The 14,924-nt window shown below is 62.4% G+C and carries 12 protein-coding genes; 10 read left to right on the plus strand and 2 right to left on the minus strand.

Annotation, left to right across the window (positions count from 1 at the left end):
- Positions 1-197 precede the first annotated feature (197 nt).
- From AC09SL_RS20195 to pdeM, 10 genes are all read left to right on the plus strand, one after another.
- On the plus strand, positions 198-2,648 hold the full coding sequence (locus AC09SL_RS20195) for a penicillin acylase family protein (RefSeq protein ID WP_064107046.1): 2,451 nt from the start codon (positions 198-200) through the stop codon (positions 2,646-2,648).
- A 345-nt stretch (positions 2,649-2,993) separates the two neighbouring features.
- The gene (locus AC09SL_RS20200; RefSeq protein ID WP_058546179.1) at positions 2,994-4,025 is read left to right on the plus strand and encodes a ligase-associated DNA damage response exonuclease; all 1,032 of its coding nucleotides are present in this window, start codon (positions 2,994-2,996) and stop codon (positions 4,023-4,025) included.
- A complete protein-coding gene (locus AC09SL_RS20205; protein ID WP_058546178.1) occupies positions 4,022-5,710 on the plus strand; it encodes an ATP-dependent DNA ligase in 1,689 nt (562 codons plus the stop codon). The genes AC09SL_RS20200 and AC09SL_RS20205 overlap by 4 nt, the downstream gene beginning before the upstream one ends.
- Positions 5,711-6,074: 364 nt before the next feature.
- Entirely contained in the window at positions 6,075-6,857 is a 783-nt protein-coding gene (locus AC09SL_RS20210; protein ID WP_058546716.1) for a transporter substrate-binding domain-containing protein, read from the plus strand.
- A 57-nt stretch (positions 6,858-6,914) separates the two neighbouring features.
- On the plus strand, positions 6,915-7,643 hold the full coding sequence (locus tag AC09SL_RS20215; protein ID WP_058546717.1) for an ABC transporter permease: 729 nt from the start codon (positions 6,915-6,917) through the stop codon (positions 7,641-7,643).
- Positions 7,640-8,350, plus strand: coding sequence for an ABC transporter permease (locus AC09SL_RS20220; RefSeq protein ID WP_058546715.1), 711 nt, complete (start codon positions 7,640-7,642; stop codon positions 8,348-8,350). Before AC09SL_RS20215 ends, AC09SL_RS20220 begins: the two co-directional genes overlap by 4 nt.
- 27 nt (positions 8,351-8,377) lie before the next feature.
- Positions 8,378-9,496, plus strand: a complete 1,119-nt coding sequence (locus AC09SL_RS20225; RefSeq protein WP_058546714.1) for a succinylglutamate desuccinylase/aspartoacylase family protein — start codon at positions 8,378-8,380, stop codon at positions 9,494-9,496.
- A 13-nt stretch (positions 9,497-9,509) separates the two neighbouring features.
- A complete protein-coding gene (locus tag AC09SL_RS20230) occupies positions 9,510-10,274 on the plus strand; it encodes an ABC transporter ATP-binding protein (protein WP_058546713.1) in 765 nt (254 codons plus the stop codon).
- Between the two features lie 272 nt (positions 10,275-10,546).
- Positions 10,547-13,033, plus strand: coding sequence for a ligase-associated DNA damage response DEXH box helicase (locus AC09SL_RS20235; RefSeq protein ID WP_058546712.1), 2,487 nt, complete (start codon positions 10,547-10,549; stop codon positions 13,031-13,033).
- Complete coding sequence (pdeM, locus tag AC09SL_RS20240) at positions 13,033-13,689, plus strand: ligase-associated DNA damage response endonuclease PdeM (RefSeq protein ID WP_058546711.1); 657 nt, start codon at positions 13,033-13,035, stop codon at positions 13,687-13,689. The genes AC09SL_RS20235 and pdeM overlap by 1 nt, the downstream gene beginning before the upstream one ends.
- A 36-nt stretch (positions 13,690-13,725) precedes the next feature.
- On the opposite strand, the gene AC09SL_RS20245 is transcribed toward pdeM, so the two are convergent.
- On the minus strand, positions 13,726-13,932 hold the full coding sequence (locus AC09SL_RS20245; RefSeq protein WP_003184748.1) for a hypothetical protein: 207 nt from the start codon (positions 13,930-13,932) through the stop codon (positions 13,726-13,728).
- 98 nt (positions 13,933-14,030) lie between these two features.
- Positions 14,031-14,597, minus strand: a complete 567-nt coding sequence (gene dcd, locus AC09SL_RS20250; RefSeq protein ID WP_003184751.1) for a dCTP deaminase — start codon at positions 14,595-14,597, stop codon at positions 14,031-14,033.
- Positions 14,598-14,924 lie beyond the last annotated feature (327 nt).

The following is a 14,924-nucleotide window of genomic DNA, read 5'->3' on the forward strand; positions in this document are numbered from 1 at the left end:
TCTCTTCTCGGTCATTGAATTTTCCACACTTGAGCATCACCTCTTCCTACAGGCAAGCCTTCGAGCAAAAGCGATGACCCCGGCCCCGGGTTTCATCGCCAAACCAACAAATAACCCTCGCCCCCGCTTGCGCGGCCCCCTCCTGCTCACTAACGTAGCGCCTTTATTGGTGCCCCCCCTCCCGCAGGAGCTTTGCCATGGCCTCGCCAGCCTCTATTTCCCTTATCCCCCGACTCGGCGTTGCCGCCGCAGTGGCCAGTGTGCTCGGTTTGAGCGGATGCCAGACCTGGAATGCCCAGGACACCGTGCCACCGACTTCCGGCGTGCAACCGCTCAAGGGGCTGGCGCAGAACGTCTCGGTCCGGCGCAATGCCACGGGCATGCCGCTGATCGAAAGCAACAGCTTCCATGACGCCCTGTTCACCCTCGGCTACGTCCACGCCAGCGATCGCATCACCCAGATGGTCACCCTGCGCCTGCTGGCCCAGGGGCGGCTGGCAGAGATGTCTGGTGCCGAACGTCTGGACATCGACCGCTACATGCGCGCCGTCAACCTGAGGAAAAACGCCGACGAGCTGTACAAGGCGTCTTCGCCACGGCTCAAGCGCTTCTTCGAAGTCTATGCCCGCGGCGTCAACGCCTACCTGTTCCGCTACCGCGACAAGTTGCCGTCGGACCTGGCCGCCACCGGCTACAAACCCGAATACTGGAAACCGGAAGACTCGGCGCTGATGTTCTGCCTGCTGAATTTCAGCCAGTCGGCCAACCTGCCGGAAGAAATCGCCAGCCTGGTACTGGCCCAGACCGTCACCAACGACAAGCTCGCCTGGCTGAGCCCCTCCTACCCGGACGAACCTCTGCCCGTGGCCGAGGCCGACAAACTCCAGGGCTTGCGGCTCAACGGCCAGATTCCGGGCTTGAACGAGATCGGCAAGGCCACCCGCCAGTTGGCCGAGCTGAACCTTTTGAGCGCTGCGTCTTCGAGCAACTGGGCCATCGCGCCGCAACGCAGCCGCAGCGGCAAAAGCCTGCTGGCCAGCGACAGCCATGGGCCGCTGGGCATGCCGGGGCTGTGGAGCCCCGTACAGATCCGCGCACCCAAGTACCAGGCGGCCGGGGTTTCCGTGGCGGGGATCCCGATGATCCTGGCCGGGTTCAACGGCAAAGTGGCCTGGAGCATGACCAGCGTAATGGGGGACAACCAGGACCTGTTCCTGGAAAAAATCCGACGCCAGGGCAACGGCCTGTCCTACGAGGTCAACGGCAGATGGCAGCCAGCGATCGTGCGCAACGAAACCTATTTCATCAAAGGCCAGCGGCCGATTCGTGAAGCGGTGTTCGAGACCCGTCACGGCCCGTTGCTCAACAGCGCCCAGGGCCCGGCCATGGCCAACGGCTTTGGGCTGGCCTTGCAGACGCCGAGCTTGAGCGACGACAAGACCCTGGATGCCTTCTTCGACCTGTCTCGGGCGCAGAACGTCGAGAAAGCCTCTGACGCCAGCCGGGAAATCCGCGCCATTGCCGTGAACCTGGTATTTGCCGATGCCAGCCATATCGGCTGGCAAGTCACCGGTCGCTATCCAAACCGCCGTGAAGGCGAAGGCTTGTTGCCGTCGCCGGGCTGGGACGGTCGCTACGATTGGGACGGTTACGCCGACCCCATGCTGCACCCCTACGATCAGGACCCAGCCCAGGGCTGGCTCGGCACATCCAACCAACGGGTCATTCCCCACGGCTACGGCATGCAGCTGTCCAATTCCTGGGCTTCGCCAGAGCGTGGCGAACGCATGGCCGAACTGGCCGGCGCGGGCAAGCACGACACCCGCAGCCTGATCGCCATGCAGTACGACCAGGGCACGACGTTCGCGGCCAAGCTCAAGAAAGTTTTCGAAGCCCCGGGCATGGCCCAGCCGCTCAAACAGGCGATCGAAGGCCTGCCGGTGGCTGACCGGGCCAAGGCTCGCGAAGCCTACACCCGCCTGATGGCATTCGATGGTCGGCTCAGCCCGACCTCCACCGACGCCGCGATCTATGAGCTGTTCCTGCAGGAAAGCATGAAGCAGATTTTCCTCGACGAGCTAGGCCCGGACAGCAGCCCGGCGTGGAAGGCGCTGGTCGCCAATGGCCAATTGTCCTACTCGGCCCAGGCCGATCATCTGTTGGGGCGTGAAGACAGCCCGTTCTGGGACGATGTGCGCACGCCCCAGAAAGAAGACAAGGCCGTCATCCTCGCCCGCAGCCTGGCCGCCGCCATCAGCGTCGGCGACAGCCAGTTGGGCGGTGACCACAAGGCTTGGCAGTGGGGTCAGTTGCATCGCTACGCGTGGAAGAACAGCAACGGCCAGATCGTACGCGGCCCGCTGCCGGCCGGGGGCGACACCACCACGCTCAACACCGCAGCATTCGCTGGCGGGCTGGATTTCAACACCACCCTGGCGCCCGCCATGCGCTTTATCGTCGACTTCGGCCAGCCTGAACCGTTGATGATCCAGGACGGTGCCGGACAGTCCGGCAACCCGGTCAGCCCGAACTATGCCAATGGCATCGATCCGTGGATCAAGGGGCAGTACCAGAGCCTGCCGTTGCAACCGCCGAATTTCGATCGGGCGTATGGCAAGAGGCGGTTGACGCTGGTGCCTGGCAAATAACTGCAAGCTGCTCATTGCCCTGTAGGAGCTGCCGAAGGCTGCGATCTTTTGATCTTTTGATCTTTTGATCTTTTGATCTTTTGATCTTTTGATCTTTTGATCTTTCGCTTGAGATTCAAGCGTCAGGGGAAAGATCGCAGCCTCGTTGCACTCGTCAGCTCCTACGGCTCCTACGGCTCCTACAGTTCCTACAGCGCCTACAGGCCAGCGGGGCGGGGCGACGTTTTGCTAGATTCCTTGCCACATCTGTCCATCCCGTCACCCGATCCTGCCCCCCGAAAATCCGATAGAACTTCTCCCCTCACCCTCGCCTCTACCTGACAAGCCCATCGCTCCGGTGACTGCATGGATCTTGTCATTGCCCGCCCCGAAGGCTTGTACTGCCCGCCCGGGGATTTCTACATCGACCCGTGGCGTGCAGTAGAACGTTCGGTCATCACCCACGCCCACGGCGACCATGCCCGCAGCGGCAACCAACACTACCTGGCAGCGGCCCCCGGCGAAGGCATTCTGCGTTCACGCCTGGGCCAGGACATCAACCTGCAAACCCTGCCCTACGGCGAACGCCTGTCGCACCATGGCGTAACCTTGAGCTTTCACCCCGCCGGCCATGTGCTGGGCTCGGCCCAGGTGCGGCTGGAATACCAGGGTGAGGTCTGGGTGGCGTCGGGGGATTACAAAGTCGAGCCTGACGGCACCTGCACCCCGTTCGAGCCGGTGAAATGCCATACCTTCATCACCGAATCGACCTTCGGCCTGCCCATCTACCGCTGGCAGCCCCAGGCGCAGGTCTTCGACGAGATCAACCAGTGGTGGCGCGCAAACATCGCCGCCGGCCGAGCCAGCGTGTTGTTCTGCTATTCCTTCGGCAAGGCCCAGCGGATTCTTCACGGCATCGATGAAAGCCTCGGCCCGATCCTGGCCCACGGTGCGGTGGAGCCGCTGAACCGGGTCTATCGTGAGGCCGGCGTTCACCTGCCGCCGACAATTTATGCCAGCGACATCAACAAGAACGACCCGATCATGGGCCAGGCGCTGGTGATCGCCCCGCCCTCTGCCGGGGGCAGCAGTTGGATGCGTCGCTTCGGCGACTACAGCGACGCCTTCGCCAGCGGCTGGATGCGCCTGCGCGGTACGCGGCGGCGGCGCGGCGTGGACCGGGGCTTTGTGCTGTCCGACCACGCCGATTGGCCAGGCCTGCTCTGGGCCATCGAACAGACCGGCGCCGAGCGGGTGATGGTCACCCACGGTTCGGTAAGCGTGCTGGTGCGCCACCTCTGCGAGCAAGGCCTCGATGCCCAAGGGTTCAGCACCGAATACGGCGACAACGAAGAAGACCTCGCCACGGCCACCGACAGCGGTGAGGAGGCGCCATGAAAGCCTTCGCCGAGCTGTACGCCGAACTGGACGCCACCACCTCCAGCAATGCCAAGCTTGCCGCCATGCAGGCTTATTTCACCAAGGCCCCGCCCCAGGACGCGGCATGGGCCGTGTATTTCCTGTCCGGCGGGCGTCCACGGCAACTGGTGCCGGTAAAAATCCTGCGGGAGTTGGCCGTGCAGGTGTCCGGGCTGTCTGCGTGGCTGTTCGAAGAGAGCTACCAGGCCGTGGGCGATTTGGCCGAAACCATCTCGTTGGTGCTGCCGGAGTCGCCCCACCGCTCCGACGAGGGCCTGGCGCTGTGGATCGAGGAAAAATTGCTGCCATTGCGTGGCGAATCGCCCGAGGTGCTGGCGCTGCGATTACCAACGCTGTGGGCACAACTGGACCGGCCGAGCCTGATGCTGTGCATCAAGCTCATCACCGGCAGCTTTCGCGTCGGCGTGTCCAAACTGCTGGTAACCCGGGCCCTGGCCGGCATGGCCAACCTGGACAGCAAGCGGGTGGCCCAGCGCCTGGTGGGCTACACCGACCTGTCCCATCGTCCGACGGCTGCCAGTTACCTCAAGCTGATCGCGGCCGAAACCGACGATGAACATGCCCAGCGCGGCGGCCAGCCTTATCCGTTTTTCCTGGCCCATGCCTTGTCTGCCCCGGTGGAGCAATTCGACGCCCTGCTGGGGCCGGCCAGCGACTGGCAGGTGGAATGGAAATGGGACGGCATCCGTTCCCAGGTGATCAAGCGCGATGGCCATTTATGGGTCTGGTCCCGAGGCGAAGAACTGGTCACTGAGCGCTTCCCCGAACTGCACGCCCTGGCGCAGGTATTGCCTGACGGTACCGTGATCGATGGCGAAATCGTAGTGTGGAAAACCGCCCGGCCGGTGACCGATGATGCCTTCGACCCGGACACGCCGCTGCAACCAGCGGTGCAACCCTTCGCGCTGTTGCAGCAGCGCATCGGTCGCAAGACCCTGGGCAAGAAAATCCTCGATGATGCCCCGGTGGTGGTGATGGCCTATGACCTGTTGGAATGGCAAGGCGAGGACTGGCGCAGCCGCCCTCAGGCCGAACGCCGCGAACGGCTGGAGGCGCTGATAGCCCGAGTTCACAGCCCGGTGCTGTTGCCGTCGCCGACAATTACCGGTCAGGACTGGTTCGACCTCGCCCGGCAACGCGAAGACTCTCGTCGCCTCGGTGTCGAAGGCATGATGCTCAAGGCCCGCAATGCGCTGTACGGCGTCGGTCGCACCAAGGACATGGGCGTGTGGTGGAAATGGAAGATCGACCCCTTCAGCGTCGACGCGGTGCTGATCTATGCCCAGCGCGGCCACGGCCGGCGCGCCAGCCTGTACAGCGACTACACCTTCGCTGTGTGGGACAACCCGCCGGACAGTCGCGAGCGCACACTGGTGCCGTTTGCCAAGGCTTATTCAGGGTTGACCGATGCTGAGATGCGCCAGGTCGACAGCATCGTGCGCAAGACCACCGTGGAGAAGTTCGGCCCGGTGAGCAGCGTCACGCCCACCCTGGTGTTCGAACTGGGGTTCGAAGGCATCGCCCTGTCCAATCGCCACAAGAGCGGGATCGCCGTACGCTTTCCACGGATGTTGCGCTGGCGCCAGGACAAGCACGTCGACGAGGCCGACACACTGGCGACGCTGCAGGATCTGCTGAAATAACTTGCTCCCGCCGGGCGCGTTGCAGGAGCAGTGTAGGAGCTGTGTAGGAGCTGTCGAGTGCAACGAGGCTGCGATCTTGTCCCAGACAATTGAATCTTGAGCAAAAGATCAAGATCAAAGGATCGCAACCTTCGGCAGCTCCTACAGAGCCCAACAGGAGTTCGCTCCATCCTGGTGCAACTTTTGATGTACGCTCATCCCCGCGCACCATCGCATTCCGTTACCTGCCGCCGAAGCTTTTAAAACACTTGTTCGGCACTCTGGTTCGGAAATTGCTACCTTTATGCCGTCAGACCGTTCTCACCTTCACCGGTAACAATACTTACGCGCCATACGCGCTCATATTGGTTTTAGGGATTGAATAATGAAAAAAGCACTGCTGACCCTTTCTGCACTGGCGTTGTGCATGGCTGCTGGCGTCGCCACGGCCAAGGAATACAAGGAACTGCGTTTTGGTGTCGACCCGTCCTACGCCCCGTTTGAATCCAAGGCCGCCGATGGCAGCCTGGTCGGTTTCGACATCGACCTGGGCAATGCGATCTGCGCGGAACTGAAAGTTAAATGCAGGTGGGTCGAAAGCGATTTCGACGGCATGATCCCGGGCCTCAAGGCTAATAAGTTCGACGGCGTGATCTCCTCCATGACCGTGACCCCGGCCCGCGAAAAAGCCATCGACTTCTCCAGCGAGCTGTTCTCCGGCCCAACGGCCTATGTCTTCAAGAAGGGCTCGGGCCTGAGCGAAGACGTTGCTTCGCTCAAAGGCAAGACCGTCGGCTACGAGCAAGGCACCATCCAGGAAGCCTACGCCAAGGCCGTGCTGGACAAGGCCGGCGTCAAGACCCAGGCCTACCAGAACCAGGACCAGGTTTATGCCGACCTGACCTCCGGCCGCCTCGATGCCGCGATCCAGGACATGCTCCAGGCAGAGCTGGGCTTCCTGAAGTCGCCAAAAGGCGAAGGCTACGAAGTCAGCAAACCGGTGGACAGCGAACTGCTGCCATCCAAGACTGCGATCGGTATCAAGAAAGGTAACAAAGAGCTGAAGGCACTTTTGGATAAAGGTATCAAAGCGTTACACGACGACGGCAAGTACGCCGAAATCCAGAAAAAACACTTTGGCGATCTGAATCTGTACAGCGGCAAATAATGCGCGGCGCCCATCCGGTCTCGGATGGGCGCTTTTTTTCTGCCAAAGGCCTCTTTCATGTTCGAACAACTCCTACAAAATCTGGGGCTCTCCGCCTTCAGCCTGCAGGGCTTTGGCCCGCTGCTGATGCAAGGCACCTGGATGACCATCAAGCTGTCGGCCCTGTCCCTGTTGTTGAGCGTCTTGCTCGGCCTGTTGGGCGCCAGCGCCAAGCTGTCCAGCGTCAAGCTGCTACGAATCCCTGCCCAGCTCTACACCACGCTGATCCGCGGCGTGCCCGACCTGGTGCTGATGCTGCTGATCTTCTACAGCCTGCAAACCTGGCTGACCTCGTTTACCGACTTCATGGAATGGGAATACATCGAGATCAACCCATTCGGCGCCGGGGTGATCACCCTGGGCTTCATCTATGGCGCGTACTTCACCGAAACCTTTCGCGGCGCGATCCTCGCGGTTCCCCGGGGCCAGGTCGAAGCCGCCACGGCCTATGGCCTCAAGCGTGGCCAGCGCTTCCGCTTCGTGGTGTTTCCACAAATGATGCGCTTTGCCCTGCCGGGTATCGGCAACAACTGGATGGTGATGCTCAAGGCCACCGCGCTGGTGTCGATCATCGGCCTGGCCGACCTGGTCAAGGCAGCCCAGGATGCGGGCAAGAGCACCTACCAGCTGTTTTACTTCCTGGTGCTGGCGGCATTGATCTATCTGCTGATCACCAGCGCCTCCAATATCATCCTGCGCTGGCTTGAACGCCGGTACGCCGCCGGAGCACGGGAGGCGGTGCGATGATCGAACTTCTGCAAGAATACTGGCGACCGTTCCTCTACAGCGATGGCGTCAACGTCACGGGCCTGGCCATGACCCTGTGGCTGCTCAGCGCCTCGCTGCTGATCGGCTTTGTGGTATCCATTCCGCTGTCCATCGCCCGGGTGTCGCCCAAGGTCTACGTCCGCTGGCCGGTGCAGTTCTACACCTACCTGTTCCGTGGCACGCCGCTCTATATCCAGTTGCTGATCTGCTACACCGGCATCTACAGCATCGAGGCGGTGCGCGCCCAACCCATACTCGACAGTTTCTTTCGCGACGCGATGAACTGCACGATCCTGGCCTTCGCCTTGAACACCTGCGCCTACACCACGGAAATTTTCGCCGGGGCGATTCGCAGCATGAACCATGGCGAAGTCGAAGCGGCCAAGGCCTACGGCTTGACCGGTTGGAAGCTGTACACCTACGTGATCATGCCCTCGGCGCTGCGACGCTCGCTGCCGTATTACAGCAACGAAGTCATCTTGATGCTGCACTCGACGACCGTGGCGTTCACCGCTACCGTTCCAGACGTGCTGAAAGTCGCCCGGGACGCCAACTCGGCGACGTTCCTGACGTTCCAGTCGTTCGGGATCGCCGCACTGATCTACCTGACCGTCACCTTTGCACTGGTGGGCCTCTTCCGCCTCGCCGAACGCCGCTGGCTGGCCTTTCTCGGGCCGACCCACTAGGGCTTTTGTTCCAGGACACACACGCAAATGCGCCACCAGATCCATGACCTGCGGTCCCCGGTACCGGGGACCGCACGCAAGATTCACAGCTTCCACTTCGGCCCGGAAAAAGCCGTTGGCAAAATCTATATCCAGTCGTCCCTGCACGCCGATGAACTGCCCGGCATGCTGGTCGCCTGGCACCTCAAGCAGCGCCTGGCCGAACTCGAAGCGTCGGGCCGCCTGCGGCACGAGATCGTACTGGTGCCCGTCGCCAATCCTATCGGCCTCGAACAAGTGCTGATGGACGTGCCCCTGGGTCGCTACGAAACCGAGAGCGGGCAGAACTTCAACCGCCGCTTCCTCGACCTGAGCGAAGAGATCGGCAACGAAATCCAGGACCTGCTCACCGACGATCCGCAGCACAACCTGATGCTGATCCGCACCAGCCTGCGCGACGCCCTTGCCCGGCAGACCCCAGGCACGCAATTGCAATCCCTGCGCCTGGCCCTGCAACGGCTGGCCTGCGACGCCGACATGGTGCTGGACCTGCATTGCGACTTCGAAGCCGTCGCCCACCTCTACACCACACCCGAAGCCTGGCCGCAGGTCGAGCCGCTGGCACGCTACATCGGTGCCGGAGCCAGCCTGCTGGCGACCGATTCGGGCGGCCAGTCGTTCGACGAATGCTTCACCCTGCTCTGGTGGCAACTCAAGGAACGCTTCGGCGACCGCTTCGAGATTCCCCTGGGCAGCTTTTCGGTCACCGTGGAATTGCGTGGCCAGGGTGACGTCAACCACGGGCTGGCCAGCCTCGACTGCCAAGCCTTGATCAACTACCTGATCCGCTTCGGCGCCATCGACGGCGAACCGATGCCAATGCCCAAGCTGCCCTACCCGGCCACGCCACTGGCCGCTGTCGAGCCGGTGACCACGCCCGTGGGTGGGCTGCTGGTCTTCAGCGCCCTGCCCGGCGAATACCTGGAGGCGGGGCAACTGATCGCAGAAGTCATCGACCCGGTCAACGACACCGTCACCCCTGTTCATTGCCGTAACGCCGGGCTGCTATACGCCCGTTCGCTGCGCCGCATGGCCACGGCCGGCATGGTGATCGCCCATGTCGCCGGCACCGAAGCCTATCGCAGCGGCTACCTACTTTCGCCTTGAGGATGCAAGCTCCATGTACAAACTGACCATCAAAGGCCTGCACAAAAGCTATGGCGAACATAAAGTACTCAGGGGCGTTTCGCTCAAGGCCAAGACCGGCGACGTCATCAGCCTCATCGGCGCCAGCGGCTCAGGCAAAAGTACCTTTTTGCGCTGCATCAACTTCCTGGAACAACCCAACGACGGCGCCATGAGCCTGGACGGCCAGCCGATCCAGATGATCAAGGACCACCACGGCATGCACGTGGCCGATGCCGACGAACTGCAACGCATCCGCACGCGCCTGGCCATGGTGTTCCAGCATTTCAACCTGTGGAGCCACATGACCGTGCTGGAAAACATCACCATGGCGCCGCGCCGGGTGCTGGGGGTCAGCAAGCAGGAAGCCGACGACCGCGCCCGTCGCTATCTCGACAAGGTCGGCCTGCCGGCACGGGTCGCCGAGCAATACCCGGCGTTTCTCTCCGGCGGCCAGCAACAACGCGTGGCCATTGCCCGCGCCCTGGCGATGGAGCCGGAGGTGATGCTGTTCGACGAACCCACCTCGGCCCTGGACCCGGAGCTGGTGGGCGAAGTGCTGAAGGTGATACAGGGGCTGGCCGAGGAAGGCCGGACCATGATCATGGTGACCCACGAAATGAGCTTCGCTCGCAAAGTCTCGAACCAGGTATTGTTCCTGCACCAGGGCTTGGTGGAAGAAGAAGGCAGGCCGGAAGACGTGCTGGGCAATCCTACGAGTGAACGGCTCAAGCAGTTTCTCAGCGGCAACCTGAAATAAGCCCCGGCATACCTGACAGCCTGCTTTTTGTAGCGAGGGAACAAGTTCGCGCAGGGGTACGTTGTAGGAGCTGTCGAGTGCAACGAGGCTGCGATCTTTCCCCAGACACTTGAATCTCAAGCGAAAGATCAAGATCAAGATCAAGAGATCGCAGCCTTCGGCAGCTCCTACGACCCGCGAGAGCATGCGCCCTCGCCGCGATGTTGTTCATTAAACCTTTCATCTCTCGCCGTGGTCACTGAAAGAAGACGTTCAGGGCGCACGCGACAGGCATGGCGACATCCAACAATTTCGCGAAACAGTGGTTCGATGCCCGCGGCTGGAAGCCGTTCGCCTTTCAGAAGCAAGTATGGGCCGCGGTCAAGCGAGGGGAGTCCGGGCTGTTGCATGCCAGTACCGGTGCCGGCAAGACCTACGCCGTCTGGTTTGCCGCCCTCAACCGTTTCGCCCGGCCAGCACCGGCGCCGGATAAACCGCGCAAACGCAAGCCGTCGGCCGAACCGCTGACCGTCCTGTGGATCACGCCGATGCGCGCACTGGCTGCAGACACCGGCAAAGCCATCGAAGCGCCCCTGACAGACCTGCACCTGCCGTGGAGCGTCGGCCTGCGCACCGGCGATACCAGCGCCAGCGAACGCGCGCGCCAGGGCCGACGCCTCCCTACTGCGCTGATCACCACCCCCGAAAGCCTGACCCTGATCCTCGCCCGGGCCGATGCGCACACCGCCGTCTCGAGCCTGCGCATGGTCGTGGTGGATGAATGGCACGAGTTGCTCGGCAATAAACGTGGCGTGCAATTGCAACTGGCCCTGGCGCGCTTGCGGCACTGGCATCCCGACCTCATCGTCTGGGGCGTGTCCGCGACCCTGGGCAACCAGGCCCACGCCGAGCAGGTATTGATCCCGCAAGGCGACGGGATCAGCGTGCAGGGGGCCGATGGCAAGGCACTGCGGGTCGACACGCTATTACCCCCGGCCCTTGAACGTTTCCCATGGGCCGGACACATCGGCCTGAAGATGTTGCCCCAGGTCGTTGCCGAAATCGACGCCAGCAGCAGTTGCCTGGTGTTCACCAATACCCGGGCACAATCGGAAATCTGGTATCAGGTGCTTCTTGAGGCAAGGCCCGATTGGGCCGGGCTGATCGCCCTGCACCATAGCTCGCTCTCGCGTGACACCCGGGATTGGGTGGAACAGGCATTGAAGAACGGCCAGCTCAAAGCGGTGGTCTGCACCTCCAGCCTGGACCTGGGGGTGGATTTCCTGCCGGTGGAACGGGTGCTGCAGATCGGCTCGGCCAAGGGCGTAGCGCGGCTGATGCAACGCGCCGGGCGCTCCGGCCACGCACCGGGCCGGGCCTCGCGGGTGACGCTGGTGCCGACCCATAGCCTGGAGTTGGTCGAGGCTGCCGCCGCGCAGGACGCCGTGGCCCAACGGCGCATCGAACCGCGCGAATCGCCCCACAAGCCGTTGGATGTCCTGGTGCAGCACCTGGTGAGTATGGCCCTGGGCGGCGGCTTCGTTCCCGAAGAACTGTTCGAGGAAGTGCGCGGTGCCTGGGCCTACCGCGACCTCAACCCGGCCGAATGGGCCTGGGCCCTGGCTTTTGTGCGCCATGGCGGCCTGTCATTGACCGCCTACCCCGATTACCGACGCGTCGAACCGGACGAACACGGGGTCTGGCGAGTGCCTGACGCACGCCTGGCCCGGCGTCACCGCATGAGCATCGGCACCATCGTCAGCGATGCCAGCCTGCAATTGAAGTTCTGGAGCAAGGGCGGCGGCGGCAAGACCCTGGGCAGCGTAGAGGAAGGCTTCATCGCCCGCCTGCGTCCCGGTGACGGTTTCCTGTTCGCCGGGCGGTTGCTGGAATTGGTCCGGGTCGAAGACATGACCGCCTACGTGCGACGCAGCCAGGCCAAGAAGGCCGCTGTGCCGCGCTGGAACGGCGGACGCATGCCGCTCTCCAGCGAACTGGCCGCCGCCGTCGTGGCCCGTTTGAGCGAAGCCGCCGCAGGCCACTTCGAGGGCCCGGAGATGCACGCTGTCCACCCCCTGCTGTCTACCCAACAACGCTGGTCCGGTTTGCCCACGCAAAACACATTGCTGGCCGAAGCCCTCAAGTCCCGGGAAGGTTGGCACCTATTCCTCTACCCGTTTGCCGGACGCCAGGTTCATCTGGGCCTGGCCAGCCTGCTGGCTTGGCGTGTCAGCCGGCAACAGCCGCTGACGTTTTCCATTGCGGTCAACGACTACGGCCTGGAACTGCTCAGTGCCACGGCAGTGGACTGGTCGCAATACCTGACCCCGGGCCTGCTGAGCGTCGATCACCTGCTGACCGACGTGCTCGCGAGCCTGAACGCCGGGGAATTGGCCCTCAGGCGCTTTCGCGAAATCGCCCGGATCGCCGGGCTGGTCTTCGCCGGCTATCCCGGTGCGCCGAAAAGCACCCGGCAAGTACAGGCGTCCAGCGGGTTGTTCTTCCAGGTGTTCAAGCAATACGACGCCGACAATCTCTTGCTGGCCCAGGCCGGGGAGGAAGTCTTGCGTGAAGAATTGGATATCCGTCGACTGGAGCAGACCTTGCAACGTCTCAATACCCTGAAACTGGACCTGCACATGATCAAGCGCCCCACCCCGCTCGGGTTTCCGCTGCTGGTGGAGCGGTTCCGGGAAAGCATGAGCTCGGAAAAGCTCGCCGACCGCATCCGACGGATGGTCAGCGAACTGGAAAAAACTGCCGATCGCGGTGACGCCTGATGCCAGCGCCTTATCCCGTCAGCCTGGCCGGCGAAGAACTCTGGTTGCTCCCGGAAAAAGCCTTGTACTGGCCCGCCCAGGAAACCCTGATGGTGGCCGATGTTCATTTCGGCAAGGCCGCCGCCTATCGCAGCCTCGGGCAACCGGTGCCCCACGGCACCACCGCCAGCAACATCGCCGTACTGGATGCATTATTGGAAAGCCTGCCGTGCCGACAGTTGATTTTTCTCGGGGATTTTCTCCACGGCCCCGGTTCTCATGCGCCCGGCACCTTGCGGGCACTTTCCGATTGGCGTGAGCGACATTCGCTCCTGGCCATGACGCTGATTCGTGGCAACCACGACAAACGCGCCGGTGACCCACCGCCAGCGCTGAACATTCGCGTCGTACCGGAGCCGTTGCTTCTGGGCCCTTTCGCCGTGCAACACGAGCCTGCCCCACATCCCAGCCGCCATGTGTTGGCCGGTCACGTGCACCCGGTCTATCACCTGAGCGGCAAGGGCCGGCAACACCTGCGCCTGGCTTGCTTCCGGCTGGGCAGTGACATCAGCCTGCTACCGGCCTTCGGTGCGTTCACGGGCGGCTACCGGGTCGGGCAGGACAACGATTGCAAAATTTTTGTCATCGGCGATAACGAAGTATGGCCCGTCAGTTGAAGCACGCTGTGCTATCGCAGGCGGGCCATCGTCTCGTCAGGCAACAGGCGCAGGAGGCGGCTCGTCCGGCAGGGTGGGTTCGCCGGGTTCGGTGGGTTGTTCGTTGGGGGTATCGGGATCGGGCTGGCCAGGGATGCCGCCCGCCGCTTCGACAGGATGGGCCAGCAATGACCAGGCCATGACGCCGATCTGATTGGGCTCAAGCCTTGCCAGTTCGGCACTGATTCGCGGATCGATCTTCATAGAGCACTCCTGGGCGAAGCCCGTTGCGCTGACACAAAAACGGGCAGTACACGCAATAGAGTGTCTGCCCGCCCAGGAATTCCAACTGTTCGTCAGAATCAGGTGCGCGGTAGCGTTACACCGCGCTGGCCCTGGTACTTGCCGCCACGATCCTTGTAGGAGACTTCGCACTCTTCATCGGATTCCAGGAACAGCATCTGCGCCACACCCTCGTTGGCGTAGATTTTCGCCGGCAGGGTCGTGGTGTTGGAGAATTCCAGGGTCACGTGGCCTTCCCACTCGGGTTCCAGCGGCGTGACGTTGACGATGATGCCGCAACGGGCGTAGGTGCTCTTGCCCAGGCAGATGGTCAGTACATTGCGCGGAATGCGGAAGTACTCGACAGTGCGGGCCAGGGCGAAGGAGTTCGGCGGGATGATGCAAACGTCGCTCTTGACGTCGACGAAGCTCTTCTCGTCGAAGTTCTTCGGGTCGACGGTGGCCGAATTGATATTGGTGAACACCTTGAATTCGTCGGCGCAGCGCACGTCGTAGCCGTAGCTGGAGACACCGAAGGAGATCAGCCGGTCGGCGCCTTCGCCACGCATCTGGCGTTCGACGAAGGGCTCGATCATGCCGTGCTCTTGCGCCATGCGGCGAATCCACTTGTCCGATTTGATGCTCATGGCGGTTTCCTGAAATAGCGAGGTGGAAAAAATACGTCCGGCATCTTACCGGGGCGCGGGGCCGGGTTCAAAGCGCGGTACGCAAATCTCGCCGATCCGCCTTGATTTCCGGGTCCTGCCGGCCATCGCCCGCGCCGTCAGTCACCAAATAAGAGAAACCTTCGCAAAGACCATTGGCACATTCTGGAAAAAGGGTTAAGGTGGCGCCACTGTGTTGCTTGTGTCACTGAGAATCTCTACACGATATGTTGAATTTCGATCCAACCATCTACAAGAATTTTTCCTGCTCTTTGCACTCAGTCTCGGCCAGGGTTCTTCCTGAGTCGC

The sequence above is a fragment of the Pseudomonas sp. PF05 genome, from assembly GCF_056521845.1.

Bases quoted from the DNA above. Each gene is read 5' to 3' on its own strand.
- AC09SL_RS20195 (WP_064107046.1), top strand. From the start codon at position 198: ATGGCCTCGCCAGCCTCTATTTCCCTTATCCCCCGACTCGGCGTTGCC.
- AC09SL_RS20205 (WP_058546178.1), top strand. From the start codon at position 4,022: ATGAAAGCCTTCGCCGAGCTGTACGCCGAACTGGACGCCACCACCTCC.
- AC09SL_RS20225 (WP_058546714.1), top strand. From the start codon at position 8,378: ATGCGCCACCAGATCCATGACCTGCGGTCCCCGGTACCGGGGACCGCA.
- AC09SL_RS20200 (WP_058546179.1), top strand. From the start codon at position 2,994: ATGGATCTTGTCATTGCCCGCCCCGAAGGCTTGTACTGCCCGCCCGGG.
- AC09SL_RS20220 (WP_058546715.1), top strand. From the start codon at position 7,640: ATGATCGAACTTCTGCAAGAATACTGGCGACCGTTCCTCTACAGCGAT.
- AC09SL_RS20230 (WP_058546713.1), top strand. From the start codon at position 9,510: ATGTACAAACTGACCATCAAAGGCCTGCACAAAAGCTATGGCGAACAT.
- AC09SL_RS20235 (WP_058546712.1), top strand. From the start codon at position 10,547: ATGGCGACATCCAACAATTTCGCGAAACAGTGGTTCGATGCCCGCGGC.
- dcd (WP_003184751.1), bottom strand. From the start codon at position 14,597: ATGAGCATCAAATCGGACAAGTGGATTCGCCGCATGGCGCAAGAGCAC.
- AC09SL_RS20210 (WP_058546716.1), top strand. From the start codon at position 6,075: ATGAAAAAAGCACTGCTGACCCTTTCTGCACTGGCGTTGTGCATGGCT.
- pdeM (WP_058546711.1), top strand. From the start codon at position 13,033: ATGCCAGCGCCTTATCCCGTCAGCCTGGCCGGCGAAGAACTCTGGTTG.
- AC09SL_RS20245 (WP_003184748.1), bottom strand. From the start codon at position 13,932: ATGAAGATCGATCCGCGAATCAGTGCCGAACTGGCAAGGCTTGAGCCC.
- AC09SL_RS20215 (WP_058546717.1), top strand. From the start codon at position 6,915: ATGTTCGAACAACTCCTACAAAATCTGGGGCTCTCCGCCTTCAGCCTG.